17 protein-coding genes are annotated in these 19,225 nt (G+C 32.3%); 8 read left to right on the top strand and 9 right to left on the bottom strand.

The features are described 5' to 3' along the window. Positions 1-249: 249 nt before the first annotated feature. The 6 genes from DG508_RS04275 to DG508_RS04300 form a co-directional block, all read right to left on the bottom strand. The gene (locus DG508_RS04275; RefSeq protein WP_159090661.1) at positions 250-762 is read right to left on the bottom strand and encodes a PAS domain-containing protein; all 513 of its coding nucleotides are present in this window, start codon (positions 760-762) and stop codon (positions 250-252) included. Positions 763-850: 88 nt separating this feature from the next. Continuing rightward, positions 851-3,319: a TonB-dependent receptor domain-containing protein gene (locus DG508_RS04280; protein ID WP_108866951.1), complete on the bottom strand. Its 2,469-nt coding sequence runs from the start codon at positions 3,317-3,319 to the stop codon at positions 851-853. Then, on the bottom strand, positions 3,300-4,661 hold the full coding sequence (locus DG508_RS04285; RefSeq protein WP_108866952.1) for an HTTM domain-containing protein: 1,362 nt from the start codon (positions 4,659-4,661) through the stop codon (positions 3,300-3,302). Before DG508_RS04285 ends, DG508_RS04280 begins: the two co-directional genes overlap by 20 nt. 8 nt (positions 4,662-4,669) lie before the next feature. Then, positions 4,670-5,791 carry an imelysin family protein gene (locus tag DG508_RS04290; protein ID WP_108866953.1) on the bottom strand — a complete coding sequence of 374 codons (1,122 nt, stop codon included), beginning with the start codon at positions 5,789-5,791 and terminating at the stop codon, positions 4,670-4,672. Between the two features lie 110 nt (positions 5,792-5,901). Continuing rightward, positions 5,902-7,143 carry a DUF4856 domain-containing protein gene (locus tag DG508_RS04295; RefSeq protein ID WP_108866954.1) on the bottom strand — a complete coding sequence of 414 codons (1,242 nt, stop codon included), beginning with the start codon at positions 7,141-7,143 and terminating at the stop codon, positions 5,902-5,904. A gap of 162 nt (positions 7,144-7,305) precedes the next feature. Beyond that, on the bottom strand, positions 7,306-8,172 hold the full coding sequence (locus tag DG508_RS04300) for a hydroxymethylglutaryl-CoA lyase (protein WP_108866955.1): 867 nt from the start codon (positions 8,170-8,172) through the stop codon (positions 7,306-7,308). A 298-nt stretch (positions 8,173-8,470) separates the two neighbouring features. On the opposite strand from DG508_RS04300, the gene DG508_RS04305 reads away from it, so the two are divergent. The 6 genes from DG508_RS04305 to DG508_RS21145 all read left to right on the top strand — a co-directional run bounded on the left by DG508_RS04305 (position 8,471) and on the right by DG508_RS21145 (position 14,807). Next, positions 8,471-11,272 (top strand): ATP-binding protein, encoded by a 2,802-nt coding sequence (locus tag DG508_RS04305; RefSeq protein WP_108866956.1) that lies wholly within the window; start codon positions 8,471-8,473, stop codon positions 11,270-11,272. A gap of 165 nt (positions 11,273-11,437) precedes the next feature. Beyond that, entirely contained in the window at positions 11,438-11,617 is a 180-nt protein-coding gene (locus DG508_RS04310; RefSeq protein WP_108866957.1) for a hypothetical protein, read from the top strand. 82 nt (positions 11,618-11,699) lie between these two features. Next, positions 11,700-12,053: a hypothetical protein gene (locus tag DG508_RS04315; RefSeq protein ID WP_108866958.1), complete on the top strand. Its 354-nt coding sequence runs from the start codon at positions 11,700-11,702 to the stop codon at positions 12,051-12,053. A gap of 32 nt (positions 12,054-12,085) precedes the next feature. Beyond that, positions 12,086-13,351 (top strand): OmpA family protein, encoded by a 1,266-nt coding sequence (locus DG508_RS20955; protein WP_159090662.1) that lies wholly within the window; start codon positions 12,086-12,088, stop codon positions 13,349-13,351. 120 nt (positions 13,352-13,471) lie between these two features. Then, positions 13,472-14,158: a TapB family protein gene (locus DG508_RS04330; protein ID WP_108866961.1), complete on the top strand. Its 687-nt coding sequence runs from the start codon at positions 13,472-13,474 to the stop codon at positions 14,156-14,158. Between the two features lie 70 nt (positions 14,159-14,228). Further along, positions 14,229-14,807 (top strand): collagen-like protein, encoded by a 579-nt coding sequence (locus tag DG508_RS21145; protein WP_108866962.1) that lies wholly within the window; start codon positions 14,229-14,231, stop codon positions 14,805-14,807. Positions 14,808-14,861: 54 nt separating this feature from the next. Here DG508_RS21145 and DG508_RS04340 read toward each other — a convergent pair whose 3' ends face one another. Continuing rightward, a complete protein-coding gene (locus DG508_RS04340) occupies positions 14,862-15,485 on the bottom strand; it encodes a LysE family translocator (RefSeq protein WP_108866963.1) in 624 nt (207 codons plus the stop codon). 2 nt (positions 15,486-15,487) lie between these two features. After that, positions 15,488-16,519: a quinone-dependent dihydroorotate dehydrogenase gene (locus DG508_RS04345; RefSeq protein ID WP_108866964.1), complete on the bottom strand. Its 1,032-nt coding sequence runs from the start codon at positions 16,517-16,519 to the stop codon at positions 15,488-15,490. Positions 16,520-16,611: 92 nt separating this feature from the next. On the opposite strand from DG508_RS04345, the gene pepT reads away from it, so the two are divergent. Both pepT and DG508_RS04355 read left to right on the top strand, forming a co-directional pair. After that, on the top strand, positions 16,612-17,847 hold the full coding sequence (gene pepT, locus DG508_RS04350) for a peptidase T (protein WP_108866965.1): 1,236 nt from the start codon (positions 16,612-16,614) through the stop codon (positions 17,845-17,847). A gap of 127 nt (positions 17,848-17,974) precedes the next feature. Beyond that, positions 17,975-18,856, top strand: coding sequence for a mechanosensitive ion channel family protein (locus DG508_RS04355; RefSeq protein ID WP_108866966.1), 882 nt, complete (start codon positions 17,975-17,977; stop codon positions 18,854-18,856). 78 nt (positions 18,857-18,934) lie between these two features. Here DG508_RS04355 and yajC read toward each other — a convergent pair whose 3' ends face one another. Then, on the bottom strand, positions 18,935-19,225 hold the full coding sequence (gene yajC, locus DG508_RS04360; protein WP_108866967.1) for a preprotein translocase subunit YajC: 291 nt from the start codon (positions 19,223-19,225) through the stop codon (positions 18,935-18,937).

Raw genomic sequence — 19,225 nt, forward strand, 5'->3', positions numbered from 1 at the left:
ACTCAAGTAGTTTTATTCTAATTAACATCAAGTTACATCATTTTCTTTATGAACTCATCTCACAAGTTCAGCAAAAACGGACGTTACACTGCATTTCTTAGTTTAACCGTAGCAGTACTATATTCAAATTAAGAAAATCCCCCTTTATTATTATACTTTCAAGCTTTATAACAAAGTTCTAATGTATAAATCGGGTTTAATTTTCGAAGTAAAATTCGTAGTATTAAAATCTCAATTAGTGAGTAAAAATTATGCGGCTTTCTCAAAAGCTATATAATTTATCAACTTACCTCGTTTATTACATACAGGAAACCCTTTTATTTTACACATATAGGTTGTGTTATCTTTTCTATAATTAAGTAACGATACTTCAAAAGGAATTTTGCTATCTACAGCGGCTCTAACTATTTTTGAAGTTTTACCACAGGTTTCTTTTCCTTGAAACATTTTTGGTGATTTCCCTATCACCTCATCAGGCATATAACCATTAAGTTGCTGGATATTATGAGAAGCATACACAATTTTAAGAGTAGGATTGGTAATGATTACAACAGATTGTTTTTCTAAAAATTCATTATAATAATCTCTAGTAAATCCCCAGTTTTCTGTAATCTTTTTAAGTGCAATCAAATCTTCTCTGAAACTCTCTAATACAACGTGTTGTTCACTATAGAATTCCCAAGATATAATTGGTAATGTATGGTCAGACATTTTTTTACAATCTGCTGCCATCATTGTATCATAACAAAATAAATCATCCATAATCATTTATTTTTATTTTTATTTTTTTAAAAATATACAATTACAGTATCTATTTTAATTGAACAAAAGTTAATTATTAAATAAAAAATTACCACTTAAACTGTAATGTAGTATACCAAGTTGTAGGATCAGAGGGTATAATCCCAGGGCCTGGATACCCTGTAGCTCTTTGGGTAAAATACTTTTCATTCAATACATTATTGATCCCTGTTTCTAATTTAAACATTTTGTATGTATACGATAAAGAAAGATCTACTATTGAGTACTGAGGGATTTTTCCTAAGGTTCCCTCTTCTTTACTCCCAAAACCTGCTCTATCTGCATTGGTCACTTCTGTAAATTGCTCAGATAAATGAGTGTATTGAATACTTCCTAAAAAGTTCTTATACCCAAAACCAATTCCTGTTTTTAAATTAATCAATGGAATAAATTCTACCTTATTTCCTTCTATCTGTTCTTCTGATTTTGTGTACTCAGAATCAGTTACAGCAAGATTTACAAAAGCATTGAACACATAATTAGAGTTTTCTGGCAAAAATGAATTTGCAATATTCCAATTGGTATAACTTTCTATTCCATAAATAAATGCGTCTCCGATATTACCACGTACTCGTTGCGCTCTATCATTAAACACCTCTCCTATTCTATCATCATACCATAATCCAAATACGCTGGCATCAAAAGTAAGCACATTGCTTATCTTTCCTCTAACTCCCATATCTGCAGTAAACCCTTCTTCATCACCTATATTTGGTCTAATCACAAAGGTTGGATTCACTATTCGTATATCACTAAAGGTTACTGATCTATAGTTTTGTGAAACATTTACATATGCTTCAAAATTATCATTTACCTTGTAGCTAGAACCTAATCCTAGTAGAACAAAGGATCGCTCTAAAGTTCTATTATCAGTTTCGGTTGTATTATTTATAGGGTTACCCGCATTATCAAAGGCCACATTATTATAAGTTCCTTCTGTCTCTGTTTTGATATATTCATATCGTATTCCTGGAGTGATCGAAAACTTATCTGTAATCGTAAAAATATTCTCTCCAAATAATGCAATATTCAGATTCGGAAAATCAAAACTAGATTGATTAGGATATCCTGCAACAGTGCTATTTCTAAAACTAAAATCTGCATCAGACCCAAAACTTCCAGGCCCTTGCCTAGCATCATTATTTGCTTGATAATACTTTGACCCTATCAAAAAGACAGATTCTTTACCTAATATATTATAACGACTTAGCAATCTTGCTTCTGCTCCCCAGTTCTGAAAATTCCCTACAATAAGATCTCTAGGATTCACAAAATTACCAGAAGGATCTACTTCGTCAACTTCTGTAATAGCATTAGAATTAAGATTTGTTTGTATTCCTCTAAAACCTAAGGCTCTCCTTGATGCATCCAAGCCAAAGAAATTAATACTAAAGTCTGTCTTATCAGAAAACTCATGTTCCAATTTTAAAGAAAACAATTTCCAGTCTACTTCAAACCAATTTCTTGTCCTATTACTATAATCAGGTTCAAGATCAAACTGAGTATCTGTTAGACCACCAGGTTGTTGAGCTAAATAATCTAAATAGGTAAACTCTCCTATAAGTTTTGTCTTATCAGAAATTTGGTATCCTAAATGCGCATAGACATTCTTTGATTCAAACTCAGAGTTTGGCCTAAAACCATCTCCTCTTTTATAATTAAAATATGTGTAATAACTAATTTTTCCTACTGTACCACTTAAACTATTAAAACTGGTAAATAAATTAAATGACCCCAAAGATTGACGAGATACGAGTTCTATTTTTTTAGTTGGATTGGGTTGCTTCATTTTGAAATTGATCAATCCTCCAAATTGAGTCCCGTATTGTAATGAGGCTGCTCCACGAACCACTTGTATTTCGCTCAATGCTTCTGCAGGTGGTGTATAATAACTCTCTGGGTAACCCAAAACATCTGCACTCATATCATACCCATTTTGACGTGTATTAAAATTTGCAGTTCTATTAGGATCAAGCCCTCTACCACCAATATTAAGTTGTAACCCTCCTGCACTGTTTTCATAAATATTCAACCCTGCAACCTGAGCATAGATCTGTCTAGCATTATTTGATGCCATATTACCCAAAGCATTATCTAGTAAAACCACTTCACTTTTTTTACCTGCAAATATTGCTGTTCCTTCTACTGGTTTTAATCGTCGTAATCCTGATATACGTTCTCTCCTTTGAGTGATCAAAACCTCAGAAAGTTCTTCCCCGATAGGTTTTAATACAAAATCAAAATGAGTATCAGTATTTATTTTTATTTGTTTTTCAAGAATATCATAATCATAGCTAAACACAGTAATTACGTATACTCCGTTTTTGATATCTACAAATTCAAAACTACCACTCTTCTCTGTGATAACATGTTCTCCTGTATTTTGGTTATACACCTCGGCATTTGCAATAGGTTGGTTATTTTGATCAGTTACTGTTCCTGTTAATTTGTGCTGACCTGTAACCCAACTTGCTACAAATAGTGCTAATAATAGTATACTATAATCCTTTAATTTCATCTTTAAATGGAGTAATCCACGTTTTATGTTTGAATGATTCTTTTTCTTTTACCAGATCTATACTGGGGTCTATATATTGATCACTCAATCTACCATTGAGTGTAACATAACTTTCTACAAAAACCTGTATATTTTTATGTCCTTGTTTTTTAAAATGTTGTTTTAAATAATGTGCATACTGCAAAATAAAATCTGGTTGTGTTGCCATTTGCTTTTGTTGAAAAGCTGTCAAAAAATCATCATTATCTATATAAAACCTACTACCAGATACACTATCTATAATCTTAAAATTTGCATACCCTGCTTTTTCTATCAACATAACCCTCCAAGAGAAACGAAACCCTTCTTCGGTCCAAAATAATTCTCCAGGATACAGTAAATAACGAAACGGCAAAAGTAATTGAATTACAAAAAACAGAGATACCAAAGAGATCAGTATTTTTTTCTGTATGCTACTATATGAGAAGACCTGATTTGTATCAAAATGATTTTTACTTATTTTAAAAATCTTAGATATGCCCGCTAATACTCTATGATGAAAATTATCACTAAAGAAAAGTAATGTGCTTACAATCATTATATAGGGGAACATACCTATAGGAAAAAGTATTCTAGTAAGTATATGGAATACAACAACTAATATAAAGGCAATACCTCTTGTCTTTCTATACAATAATAAAAAAGGGATGGTTAAATCATATATTGCTCCTGTATAACTAAATAGATAATGTACCCATTCATGATGCATTATATCCCCTATAATTGGAATATCATACTTTGAAGGTAACCAAATTTTGAGCGGCATTGCTTTTACCAACCAGTCTGAATTAAGCTTTGCCAATCCTGCATAAAAGTATACTATTCCTAAAAGTAATTTGACTACATCTATAGTCCATTTAGGAATATACTGATATGATACACCTTTTCTCCATGCATCTATAGAATAGTAGGCATTCGCTGGTAAAAAGATCATCAAAAAACTCATTAAACTTATAAAATAATAATGATTAAGATAGGTCGTCTTATCCATTAATTCTATATAAGTAAAACTGAGAAAAAAAATAAGTATAGCTATTCTATATTTATATCCAAGCGCTACAAAAATCGCAGATATACCACAAACAGCAAAAATCACATATGTATATACTCCTAATGGTTTTACCCACTCAAAACCATAATATGTAAAAAAAAACTTAGGTTGTATATAGAGCTTATCAATCCACCCGTAACTCCAGAAACGAATGATGCTCATGCTCATCATGATTCCAAAAAAAATACGAAAGACTGCAAGTGGTGCAGCCTCCGTATTTTTTTCAAAATATTTTGTAGACATCAAATTCATAGGCCTTATTAATCTCCATCAGCATCAACAAAATCCACTCTAATAGAAAGTGCTGATAGCATATCTACTTTCAAGAAAACCACATTTTTCTGAAGTTCTTTATACGCATCTAACATTAAATTATTATTAGTTCGAACCTCAGCAGAAAAATCATCTGCCAAATTAGAGGCTTCAGTTCTTGCAAGATTAAATTGATTATTGATCAACGTGCTCAAATCTTCTTCTTCTTTTATAGTATTTAAAAAATCTAAGTACGTTTTAAGACTTTCTCCTGTTGTAGTACTACCAAAATGTTTTCCATTAAAGAAATCCTGTAATGCAGTCAGGTTTGCATTAAAAAGAGCTTTTGATGCATCTTTTTTATAAAACGCTTCTACTTTTTCATTAAAAGTAGTGTTTGAGAATACTCCAGCAGGAATACCAATTTTACCAGCTCTTAGATGTTTTTCATAATGAAAAAGAAAATCGTTTACCAATTTATCTAATGAACTCGTTGCAGAAGAACCACTATTATTTACAAAAGAATCCCTGTAATCACCTGTCCAATCATTTACAACCTGAGTTGTAAGAGTATCCATACGCTCAACTACGTCAGAAAGGTATGTTTTATATTTTGTTGCATTTACATCACTCGAGTAGAATGCAACAATACCTGTATCAGAGTCTGCTAATCCATTAAGCAAGTAATCTAACGCTCCAAAACCTTGTTCGTCTTGTTTTGATACCGAGTTTAAATCATATCCTCCATCAGTAATATTTTTTTCTATTTCTGTAGTTGTAACAGGGTATACATTCATAAAATTTCTAAAAGAAATCTCTTCTGCTTTTCCTATTTCAAACATACTTACTGATTGCCATGACACATATGCATCTAACCATGCAGTTCTTAGTTTTACAAGATTAGACTCATCTGCTGTGGTAACAAACTCAGAGGTTGCCGTTTTCAGATTTGCCATCTCTTCTTTAAAACTTTTATATGCTGGTATTGCTATATTGTCGGCTATATTCTCTAACAATGCTTTTCTATTAAAAGTGTCTGTTCCCGGATTATCCGAGTTTGTGTCATCACTAGAAGAGCACCCTGCTACAACAAACAAAATAGCGACAAAAAGAAACAATAACTTTTTCATTTTATTTTTATTTATTCTTAATAAATTTTTTTTGCAAATGTAAAAAAAAGAGGAAGAATTATGATTCAATCCTTCCTCTTTTTTACACTTTATCTTGTGTTTTTGTCCTTTTAACTACCTGCTTGCGCTACAGTGAAATTAAATTCGTTTGCAATCGCTTCAGAAATAGCTTGTAAGGTTGCAGGAGTAACATCCCATAATCCATTTGTTCCACCCATAAGTTGACCAATTAGGCCTTGTACTTGTGTTCTGGTAAGGTAAGGGGCATCGCTATTTGGTTTTCTTGTAAACTGTAAGCTATAGATAAATCCATATCCTTCAGAAAGATCATGAAAAGCAGTTGCATGATCAACAGTAGTAGCATCAAGTGCATTTTTACCTTGTTGTAGGTAATATACTGCTCTTACTGCTATTACCTGAGATATTTTTTCTCTAATGATAGCTGCTTGCTCATCTCTTACTGTATATTCTTTGGCAACAATTGCAGCCCTACCTAACTTAAATGCTTGGTAAATATCATCAGCAATTCCTGTAAAATCTGAATCATCATTTACTCTATCAAGGTATTTACTCAAGAATGAATCATCACCTTTCTGGTTACTACCTGATCCTATACTTGCCAAAGGTTTAGCTCCATCTGGTGCTGCTCCAAATAAATATCCATAAGCCTCATCCCACTTATGCTCCATAGTAGTATAGTTTTTTCCTTCTGCTACAACACCATTATTATTATCTTCTACATTATTAGCATCATCAAGAACACTTTTTCCTAAGTAGTTATTCAACGCCTGATCAGCCATTAATGCACCAATCAAACTCTTTGCAAATGCCTGATTATATTCTAATCCTTTTGCATTTACATATCTGGTAGAACCTCCTCCAGCTTCTTGTATAAATCCAGCTACTCCAGCTGTTGCTTCTGTATTCCAGTTAGGGAATACTTCGTTTGCCTGTCCTGCTATCCAGGTATCAAATTCTTCTTTTATCGCACTAGCTTCACCTACATTTACAGAGAAGTAATCTTTTGATGCAGCCGTTTTGCTTCTTACGCTTTTGCTTGATTCATTAAGACCTGTTCCTGTAAAATCATTTGCTCCTTCTTGATGTGCAAACATATTATCAAGAATAGCTTCTGTTTTCTCGCTATTTTTAAATGCATCTATAATTTCTTCTGCCATCGCTATTCTGGTTGTTTGACCACCATAACTTACAGAACTTTTTCCGTCACGTTCAAAAACATAGTTTGTTGGTTCGTCTATTTGAACCCCAGGTGTATCGTCATCATCTGAACAGGAAACTAAAACAAGCCCTGCAGAAAGACAGGTGATTTTAAATAAATTGTTGATTTTCATTGCTTTTTTTATTTAGACTTATTATAATTAATGTCAACAAATATATTCATCAAAAATTATTTAACAAACTTTTATCTTTAGTAAATCTAAATAAATTTAATTTTTTAACATTAAGAAAGTAGGGTAATGAAGTAATACGGCCTTCTTACTTTTTAAAGTACATCAATGATATGTAGAAAATATTTTTGTAGCTTCATTGTGTGACGACTCAAAACTTAAGGTCCTAACATTAGTTTCAGCTTTTACAGTAGTAAAATAAGAGATCATTTTCTCTGTAGGCATATTACCAGTCAACTCATCTTTTGCCATAGGGCATCCGCCAAATCCTTGAATTGCCCCATCAAACCTTCTACAGCCTGCTTTATAAGCTGCATCTACCTTTTCAAACCAAGTGGTTGGCGTAGTATGCAAATGTGCTCCAAACTCAATACCAGGATATGTTGGTATTAAATTTGAGTATAAATATGTGATAATATCTGGTGTAGAAGTTCCAACTGTATCTGATAAAGATAGAATTTTCACTCCCATTTTACTAAGCTTTTCTGTCCATTCACCTACAATTTCAACATTCCATGGATCACCATACGGGTTTCCAAATCCCATAGACAAATAAGCTACTACCTTTTTATTGGCTTTATCTGCGATATTCAATATCTCTTGCAGGGTTGCTACAGATTCTTCAATGGTTTTATGTGTATTACGCATCTGAAAATTCTCTGATATCGAAAAAGGATACCCCAAATAATCAATAGCTTTATGTTGAGATGCATCATTTGCTCCTCTTACATTTGCAATTATTGCCAATAATTTACTCGTTGTATCAGAAAGGTCTAATTGCGATAAAACATCAGCTGTATCAACCATTTGTGGTATTGCTTTTGGCGACACAAAACTACCAAAGTCTATTGTATCAAAGCCACAACGCAATAATGATTGAATGTATTGTACCTTTTTTTCTGTAGGTATAAATTCTTTTATGCCTTGCATCGCATCACGAGGACATTCAATAATTTTTACGTTTTCGGTCATTTTAGAGAGGTAAACTAAGAAAAAATCAATTATGCCTATAAAAGTATGATTATTTTTTAAAATCTAAAGAGTTTCAACCCTACTTCACTCTACAGACTAATAGATTCTTTTTTTTATCGCAAGCAAGAAAATAGTATCATTCAAAAAAAAATAATCAAAACGAGCCTTCTTTTAAGTTCTTTTATTTTGATATACACCTAGACTTAAAACATATGTAACATAAAAATGGTTACATATATTACAGACATAAGTAATTGATTTATTTATAATTGCTATATTTAAAAGTCAAATTAAAAACATGAGAAATTTCTTTGCTCTACTTTTTTTTACTCTTCAACTCTCTACTACTGCTCAACCCCAACCATCTCAGGTAAAACCTATACAAATTACTATCAAGGATAGTATTTATTTTCCTATAGAAGAAGTAAGTATTTATAAAGATTATTCAAAGGAGCTTACTTTTAATCAAACTACATCACAGTTATTCACCCCTATACATCCCTCTCATCTTAAAAATTGCAAACCCAATGCTTTTTACTGGTATCGTTTTATGATCAATCATAAAACCGATGCCAAAATACTCTATTTTCTCACCTTTACAAGTGATGCTTCAGACTTTTATATACCGCATAAAAAAGGCTACAAAAAACATAAAACAGGTACATTTATTAAAAAAGGAAAGATTACCTATGATATAGAACAAGCATCTTCATTAAGCATACCTCTAGATTCTATAGATTTTTCTAAGCCTTTTTATTTTAATAAAAAGCCAATATCGAATGCAGGAAAATTAAGCCTTAAAAACACTTTTGGGGTTATCCTTATTGATCATAAAAATACTATTAGTGATTTAGTAAAAGAGACTTCATTGGTAAAATATCTAGAATTTTACTCAGGAGCTACTTGTATTGCATCCTTACTTTTTCTTGTAAGTTTTTTTATATCTAGAGACAGGAACTTTTTAAACTATAGTCTTTATTTATTTTTTGTAACAGGAATTTTTACTCCTGACACTCCTTTTCTTTTTTCTTTGCTCAATAGCATTCACCCTATGCTTTCACATTATATAAATCAACTAAGTATTATTGGCGCTTCATTTTTCTACTTCTATTTTGTATACGGTATCCTAGAGTTCAAAACAAATCATCCTCGATTGCACAAATTCTCTAACTATCTCTTATCTAGTATTATTCTTTTTGCGATCATCAACTTAATTGTTTCCATTCTTACACCGTACCTAAATTACCGTATCGATATTTTTTTCGCATTCAGAGTCTTTTTTGGGATTACCGCACTAGTGGTTTTTATATATCTGTTCTCTATAAGAAAAGACCTTATATCCAAGGCTGTACTCATAAGTAGTTTTCTACTTATCATTGGCAATATTGCAGCTATAATTACTAGCAACGGTTTGTATTTCTTAAACACCGTATTAATCGAGATTTTAATTTTCTCAGGAATTGTATCATACAATAACAAAAGAAATGTAGCTTCAAGAGTCAAAAGTCAATATGAACTTGATAACGAACGAAAATTAAAAAAAGAACTCATACAATTAGATAAGGCAAAATCTCATTTCTTTTCAAATATATCTCATGAACTTAGAACACCACTTACTTTAATATCTACTCCAATACAAAACAAACTAATGAGTAAAAATCTTAGTGATAAAGATCGTACTGATTTTGAATTGGTTTTAAAAAATAGTAAACGGATTTCTGAGCTGGTCAATCAATTATTAGATATTTCCAAAATTGAGGCTGGAAGCATGACTTTATCTTTACAAAAGGTAAAACCAATTCAACAAATTAATGCTATTATTAAAGATTTTGAATATCTGGCTGACTTAAAAAATATTAATTTCCTGACATATCTCAATAACCATGAAGAAAAAGGATGGTTGGATCAGGATGCGCTATATAAAATAGTCACTAACCTAGTCTCTAACGCTATAAAATACACCCCAGAAAATGGCTCTATTATCTGTAATGCGCATATTAAAAAAAACAATCTTTTTATAAACATAAAAAATACAGGAGAAGGACTTTCTATAGAGCAACAACAATTGGTTTTTAAACGTTTTTACCAAACTCATGACTTTCAATCTGGTTCTGGTATTGGGTTAGCTTTGGTTAATGAACTTGTAAAATTACATCAAGGTACTATCTCTGTAAACAGTAAGCCTAATGAGTGGACAAGTTTTAGTCTAGTCATCTCATTAGATAAAAATGCAATACAAAACGCCACAATTATAGAACAAAACACAGACAACATTACCTCTCATACTGCGTCTAAAAGTACTGACATTCTTACAAATGATTCCAAATTTGATCTCAAAAACAAAGAGCTTCCTATTTTATTAATTATTGAAGATAATAAAGACCTAAACATACTATTACAAGGTATTTTTATTAATCAATATCATATTATTAGTTCTATAGATGGAAAAGAAGGATACGAAATGGCCATAAAGCATATTCCTGATATTATCATTTCTGATATTATGATGCCTAAAAAAGATGGGATAACGCTTACAAAAGAATTAAAAAATGATGAGCGCACTAGCCATATTCCAATCATTTTATTAACCGCAAAAGCTGGAGAGGAAAATGAATTATCAGGACTACAAACTGGTGCTGATGAATATATGGTTAAGCCGTTTAATCAAAAAATACTAGTAACAAAAGTTGACAACCTACTAAACATTAGAAAAAAACTACAACATAGGTATAGTCAGGAAGTATTCTTAACACCCAAAGAGATTGCCGTAACTTCTATTGATGAGAACTTCTTAAACAAGGTGCAAGAAGTATTGGATAAGAAAATAACAGAACCCTCTTTTAATGTTGAAGATTTCAGTAAATCTTTAAGCATGAGCAGAATGCAATTACACAGAAAACTAAAAGCATTAACAGGATTAACCTCTTCAGAATTTATCAGATCTCAACGTCTTAAACTAGCAGCTCAACTACTCAAAAGCTCTGATACAAATGTATCGCAGGTTGGCTATGCTGTAGGTTTTAATGATCATTCATATTTTACTAAATGTTTCAAAGAAGTATATAAGTGTACTCCTTCAGAGTATGTTACAAAAAAATAGATACTTCCTTTTACAATTCACCCCAAAACTCTCCTACAAACACCCCTAAAAACATAGGGAAATTACCCTTTTTCTACAATGTTACATAATTCATAGCCTTTGTTACATACTCCATAACGATCTCCCTAATCATATTCTAGTTTTACCATCGAATCAAAAAAAACAATGTCTGATTTACCCATTGAACATATAGGCATGAGTAAAAACAAAAAATACACAGGCCACCTCAATGATCTCAACTCAACCAATATATATCTAAATATAAATAACCTAAAACCTGGTTTCTATACAGTAAGAATTACATATAAAAACAAAATAATTAAAGAAGTGAAATTCAAAAAGTAAAGAAATAAAATTATTTAAAAAAATTAGAGGCACTACCATTCATCTTATTGATAATCGCCTCATTAACCTATAAAACAAAACAATGAGAACAATACCAATTTTAGCAATAGTCATCACTTTTTTGACTTTGCAGTCGATAAACGCACAAAATAAAGAAGCAAAAAAAACGGATAAAAAAACTGTAAAGAAAGACAACCTTTTGGATATGCAAACCAATGTGCTATCCAGCATTTTTGGAGAGAATATGGATGGAAAATCAAATGGGAAACCAATTAATTTTTTAGAACTATTAGAAAAAATGGATATCTCTTCTGAGCAAAAATTAGAATACAAAAACAGCTATTACCTACAAGCAAAAAAACTTACACAAAAACAAAAAGATTCTTTAGGTAAGGCCATCGAAAAAAAAATACTGGAAGCTCAACCAGATCAATGAAAAACTAATAAAAGGGAGTAAAAATAAAAACGATGAAAACAACAAAAACACTTTGCATTCTTATAGTATTATTAAGCACCACAATAAGTAATGCACAGCTACTAAAGAGATTAGGGAAAAAAGCAGAAGAAGCCGCAAAACGTACTATTGAAAAGCGTATAGAGCAGGAAACAGAAAAAAATACTGATAAAGGCCTTGATGAAGTTTTTGAAAAGAAAAGAAAAAAGCAGAAGAAGAAAAACAAACAGAAAAAGAGCAAGAAGAAAAACCAAACCATTATAGGAAGTTCAACACACTATGAAATCAATCGTGCTTCAGATTTTGAAGCAGGTAATATAATTATTTTTCAAGACCGTTTTACAAACGATACTCAAGGTGATTTCCCCGCTAAATGGGATACAAATGGTTCTGGCGAAATCGTACTCATTAACAGTAAAAAATGGTTACGTCTAGGAGGTAACTCCAAGTATGTTCCTACAACAACAGAAACATTACCTGAGAATTATACAATCGAGTTTGATCTTCTTACTCAAGGATTAGACAACAAAACCAGTTCTCAATCCTGGATTAAACTTTTACTAGAAGATCATACTGGTTTTAATCAACCAAAAAATTGGTGTATGGTAGAACTTTCTCCTTGTCAGTTTATCGGATCTCAAGGAGTTGTAGAAAAGGTAGTAAACGGACAACGCCAAATTCGCAATGCCATAGGAAAAGACTATCGTGCTCAAATAGATGGAAAATCCCACATCTCTATTGCAATCAACAAAACACGAATGCGTGTTTGGATGAATGAAAATAAAATAATAGATATTCCTAGATTAATACCAGAAGGAGCTAATGTATTTAAAATTCACACCAAAGGACTAAGAGATACTAACGGCAAAGACGAAGTATATATTACTGATTTAAAGATCACTAAAAGTGGTAAAGATAATCGAAGTAAACTGATTACCGAAGGACGATTATCTACCAACGCTATTCTTTTTAAAACTGGATCTTCAACCATCACTGGAGGAACAGAAACCATCATAAAGGAGGTTGCTACAGCCCTACAAAACGAATCAAATATGAAAATAAAGATTATAGGTCATACTGATACTGATGGAAATGCCGAAAGCAATAAAAAACTTTCTGAACAACGAGCAAAAGCCGTTAAAATGATACTTGTAGAGCAGTACGATATACAGTATAGTAGAATACAGGTTGAAGGAAAAGGAGAAGCAAATCCCATTGCAGATAACTCCTCTGTATCTGGAAAAGCTAAAAACAGAAGAGTAGAGTTTATCAAAATATAAAAAATTGATCCTAATCAAGAAATCATACCAACAATATTTGATTACTCTAATCTAACTTAGGTGTACCTATAAAACTACCGTACTACTTATCAAAACAAGTAACTGTTAACAAAATAACCTATGAAACATATCTTTTTTTTAATCGCAATACTAACACTATCATCGGTATTTGCTCAAAACAACAATTGCAGTAAATTTTATGCTAGTCAGGAAGGAAAAACATTGACGATACATCAATATGATAAACGAGAACACCTTGAAATCATTAGTCAATATAAGGTCACTAAAGTTGAGAATACTGGTGAGCAAAGCATCATTACTATCACAATGGATTTGACAGATGGCAGAAATAACAAACATATTATCTCTTCATCATTTAAAGCACGTTGTTCTGACAATACTACTCGGTTGGATCCAGAATCTTTTATAGCACCAGGAATACTTGATCAATATAGTGATATGCAATATAGTATTACTGGTGATGATATCTCTATCCCCAACACTCTAAGCATTAATCAGGAGCTACCAGATGCATCTGTACATATGTCTGTAAGTGCTGGAATCATGAATATAAACATGACTACCACTATGCTAAACAGAAAAGTAATTGCCAAAGAACAAATTACTACTCCTGCAGGAATCTTTGATTGTTTTGTGATTACATACACTAACCAATTAACGATGGGAATGACCAAAACACAACATTCTAAACAATGGATCGCAGAAGGTGTAGGGATGGTAAAAGAAGAAACACGCAAAGCAAATGGGAGACTGGTTACCAAAAGTGAACTAGTGGCCATCAATTAAAAAATTCCTCTTTTTCTATGAGTGTAAAACTTTAAACAATTAAAACTTTAAATAATTAAAATTTCACATTATGAAAACAAAAAGATTAAAACTACAGTACTTTTTTTTAGCAATTATTACATTACTAACATTTTCTTGCTCAGATGGAGAGGATGGTGCTGTTGGTCCAACTGGTCCACAAGGAGTTAATGGGCAAGATGGAACTAATGGGCAAAACGGAACTGATGGACAGGATGGTAATGCTAATGTCCAATCTTTCACCTATGATCTCGCTTCTGTATCAGATACTTTTCATGATCAGAATGTACCAGAAATATCTCAAGAAGTTATTGATAATGATGTGGTTTTAGGATATCTAAAACCAGCAGGAACAGATCGATTATACCCTATCCCCAATACTAATTTAACACCATTAAATATAGATGTAAGAGTTTTTATAAACTTAGAGAGATATTCAATGGATTTCTATAATAGAAATGCCAACACTACTTTTTCTATTGCAGCAGGCGAACTCGACGAATTAAGAGTTGTAATCATAGAATCAACAAACAAAAGTAGTGGTCAAAATATTCTATCACAACTAAAATTACAAGGAGTTGATATCAATGATTACTATCAAGTAATGAAGCATTATAACTTAACCTACTAATATTTACCACCCTTTTATCCACATTAGAAGGCTGCCTGAAACGGCAGTCTTTTTTTATTCCGAAATAAGAATAAATACTCCAATCCCTAAAAAAACTATAACCTGAAGCCATTTTAATACAAGTCCAATTTTTGAGTTTTGTTTAAGACGTTCAGAAATAGCTCCTGCCAGAACTGCTATCAATCCAAAAACGATAAATGAAACTGTTATAAAAAGCAATCCTAATACATAAAACTGAGTTATACTACTAATGGTTTTACTAAATAAAAAACCTGGGAAAAATGCGAGAAAAAATATAGATACTTTAGGGTTCAATACATTCATCACAAATCCTTGTTTAAATAATTGCCCTAGACTTTTTTTAGGTATACCATCATCTGTAAGATTTACTGCTGCTTTACTTCTCAACACTTTATACGCAAGAAAGAATAAATACAACGCTCCAAACAACTTAATAGCAAAAAAAAGCATATCACTTTGCTTGATAATAGCAGATACCCCAAAGGCAACCAGAGTAGTATGTATAATACATCCAGACATAAGGCCCGCTACAACAGCCAGCCCATATTTTTTGCCATGTACCACACTCTGCATCAATACAAATATATTATCAGGCCCAGGTGAGATAGCTAATGCCGATGTTGCCAAAACAAAAGTATAGAGGATTTCGTAATTCATCTCTATTTACGAAGTAATGCTTTATTAATATTTTTTATCAACCTAGGTCCTTCATAAATAAAACCAGTATATATCTGTATCAAACTTGCTCCTGCTTCTATTTTTTCTAAAGCATCTTTTGCACTATGAATCCCTCCTACTCCTATAATAGGAAAAGCCTTATTACTCTTTTCTGACAAGTATCGTATAACTTCTGTACTCTTATTTTTTATAGGCTGACCACTCAATCCACCATTTGCAATAGCTTTTATCCTTTCTTCAGAGGTTTTCAACCCATCTCTAGTCACAGAGGTATTACTAGCGATGACACCATCTAAGCTGGTTTCTGCCACCAGCTCTATAATTTCATCCAATTGATTAGGGTTTAAGTCTGGTGCGATTTTTAATACGATAGGCTTTTGTTCTTCAAATGAATTGTTTTGTTGTTGCACCGCCCGTATTAATTCAAGTAAATATTCTTTATCATTTAGCTTTGCATGACTCCCCACATTTGGACAACTTACATTAAGTACAAAATAATCTACATACGGGTGTAGTGCATCAAAACATGCTATATAATCTTTGGTATAATTTTCTGGAACTGTATCGGTATTCTTTCCTATATTTCCACCGATAATTAATTTATTTTTATTCTTTTTAAGTTGGTGTATTACTGCCTGTAATCCTTCATTATTAAACCCCATCCTATTAATAATCCCTTGATCTTCTTTTAGTCTGAACAATCTTTTTTTAGGATTTCCTTCTTGTCCTTTGGGGGTTACTGTTCCTATTTCTATAAAACCAAACCCAAAATTAGCTAACTCATTATACAATACCGCATTTTTATCAAATCCAGCCGCTAGTCCTACTGGATTCTTAAATTTTAATCCAAAAACCTCTCGTTCCAATTCAGTATTTTTTACCTGATATATACCTCTAAAAAGTGATGGTACTAATGGGATTCTGGATAAAAATTTGATCATTCTAAAAGTGAAATGATGTACTTTTTCTGGATCAAAAGAAAATAATATCGGTCGTAATAGAAGCTTATACATTAACTATAGTTTTACTTGTGCAAAAATAAGTCATACAAGGTTCTAATAAAAGTGTATTTTTGAATTCTTCAGATACTAAAATATTATTTGTAATGATTTCAAAACAACATATTATACAACGGTTCATCAGTTATGTAACTATTGATACTGAAAGTGACCCTAACAGCAATACCACTCCCAGTACAGAAAAACAATGGGATCTAGCCAATAAATTGGTAGAAGAATTAAAAGCTATTGGCCTAGAAGATGTCACTATTGATAAAAACGCATATATCATGGCTACATTACCTTCTAATGTAGCACATGAAGTACCTACTATTGGTTTTATTTCGCATTTTGATACGAGCCCAGATTTTACTGGAGCAAATGTAAACCCACAAGTTATAGAGAATTATGATGGGAAGGATATCATGCTTAATGCTTCAGAGAACATCGTTCTTTCTCCTGATTATTTTGAAGACCTAAAACAATACAAAGGACAAACACTTATCACTACAGATGGTACTACCTTACTAGGAGCTGATGATAAGGCAGGAATTACAGAGATCATTACTGCAATGGAGTATATGATACAGCACCCAGAGATTAAGCACGGAAAAATTAGAATTGGTTTCACCCCAGATGAAGAGATCGGTCGTGGGGCACATAAATTTGATGTAGCCACTTTTGGTGCTGATTGGGCATATACCATGGATGGTAGTCAGATCGGAGAACTTGAATACGAAAATTTTAATGCAGCAGGGGCTGTAGTTACCGTAAAAGGAAAAATTGTACATCCTGGGTATGCCAAAGGAAAAATGATAAACAGCATGTATATCGCTCAAGATTTCATTAATGGGTTACCTAGATTAGAAACTCCAGAACATACAACTGGTAGAGAAGGTTTTTTTCATCTACATACTATAAAAGGTGATGTAGAAGAAACTCAACTACAGTATATCATAAGAGATCATGACAAACAACTCTTTGAAGCTAGAAAAGAAACCATGAAAAAACTGGCCGACAAAATTAACGCAGAGCATGACAACGAAGTAATACAACTAGAAATCAAAGATCAATACTACAACATGCGAGAAAAGGTTGAGCCAGTGATGCATATTGTTGATATTGCAGAAGAAGCTATGAAATCTCTAGACATCACTCCTGTAATAAAACCTATTAGAGGAGGAACAGATGGCTCTCAATTAAGCTTCATGGGATTACCTTGTCCTAATATTTTTGCAGGAGGGCATAATTTTCATGGTAGATATGAGTATGTCCCTGTAGAAAGCATGATAAAGGCAGTAGAAGTAATTGTAAAAGTTGCTGAACTTACTGCAAAGAAGTAATACAATTTATCGAGTATTCAGTACTTTAAACGATTTTGTTCATTTTTATCATTTGATCCCACTATGCTGATTTTATGATAGTAGTAGATTTATGTTATAAACTATTTAATCACTTAAAACATAAATCATGCAAATTACAGAAAAGATTACTGACACAACTATAGAAGTCACCTCGAAGGCAAGTGGTACTATTACCGATTCTCTTGGTGGCTTTTTTAACTCTATTCAAGAAGGTGTTGGGCAGTACGGGTTAAAAATTGTTGGTGGTGTTGTTGCTTTAATTATAGGTCTTTGGATTATAAAATTAGTCATGAGAGCTATCAAAAAAACGTTTGACAAGAGCAAAGTTGATCACACATTAAAACCATTTCTTGTTACACTAGTCAATTTCCTGTTAAAAGTACTTTTATTTATTTCTATTGCTGGAATTGTGGGTATTCCAACCGCTACTTTTGCTGCTTTATTAGCCGCGGTAGGTCTCGCTATTGGTGGTGCTTTTAATGGTTCTCTAGGTCATATGGCTGCTGGAGTAATGCTATTAGTATTTCGCCCATTTAAGGTTGGTGACTTGATAGAAACTGGAGGTAAACTGGGATTTGTAAAAGAAATCTCTGTATTTGTTACCGTTCTAGAGACATTTCAAAACAAAACAGAAATCATTCCTAATGGAGCAATCACTGCTGGAACGATCACTAATCTTACTACAATTGGTAATTTGAGAGTGGATATGCCTTTTGGCATTCAATATGGTGCTGATATAGAAAAGGCTAAAAAAATTGTAATGGAGGTGATGACATCTGATAAAAATGTACTACAAAAACCTGCGCCTCGTGTTGCTGTAAATAATCTAGGTGCAAACGGTATAGAGCTACTTGCATTACCTTATTCTACTTGTGATGACTATTGGGATGTATATTGGGATACCAGACAAAAGATCGTAGAGGCTCTAGGTCAAGCTAATTACGATGCCCCATTACCTCAACGAATTGTCACTATGAAGAACTCATAATCAAACATTCTATTAACAAAAAAAGCGCGATAAAATCATTTTAATTTTATCGCGCTTCTAAAATAAGTAGGCTAGTTATTACTTCTTATCTACTGGTTGGTTTAATTTCTGACTCATCTCCAATGAAATTGCAGATCTATCATACGTTAATTTACCAGCTCCTGTTTCAATAATAATAGCATTATTTTTTTCACTGAAATCAAAAATTTTTCCATGAAGACCACTTTTTGTTACTATACGATCTCCTTTTTTTAAGTCCTCAGCAAACTTTTTCTCCTTTTTTGCTTTTTGCATTTGTGGGCGTATCATAAAAAAATACATTACCACAAATATTAATATAAAAGGTAGAAACTGTTGAATTTGATCCAT

The organism is Aquimarina aquimarini (genome assembly GCF_900299535.1).
Classification (GTDB): Bacteria; Bacteroidota; Bacteroidia; order Flavobacteriales; family Flavobacteriaceae; genus Aquimarina; species Aquimarina aquimarini.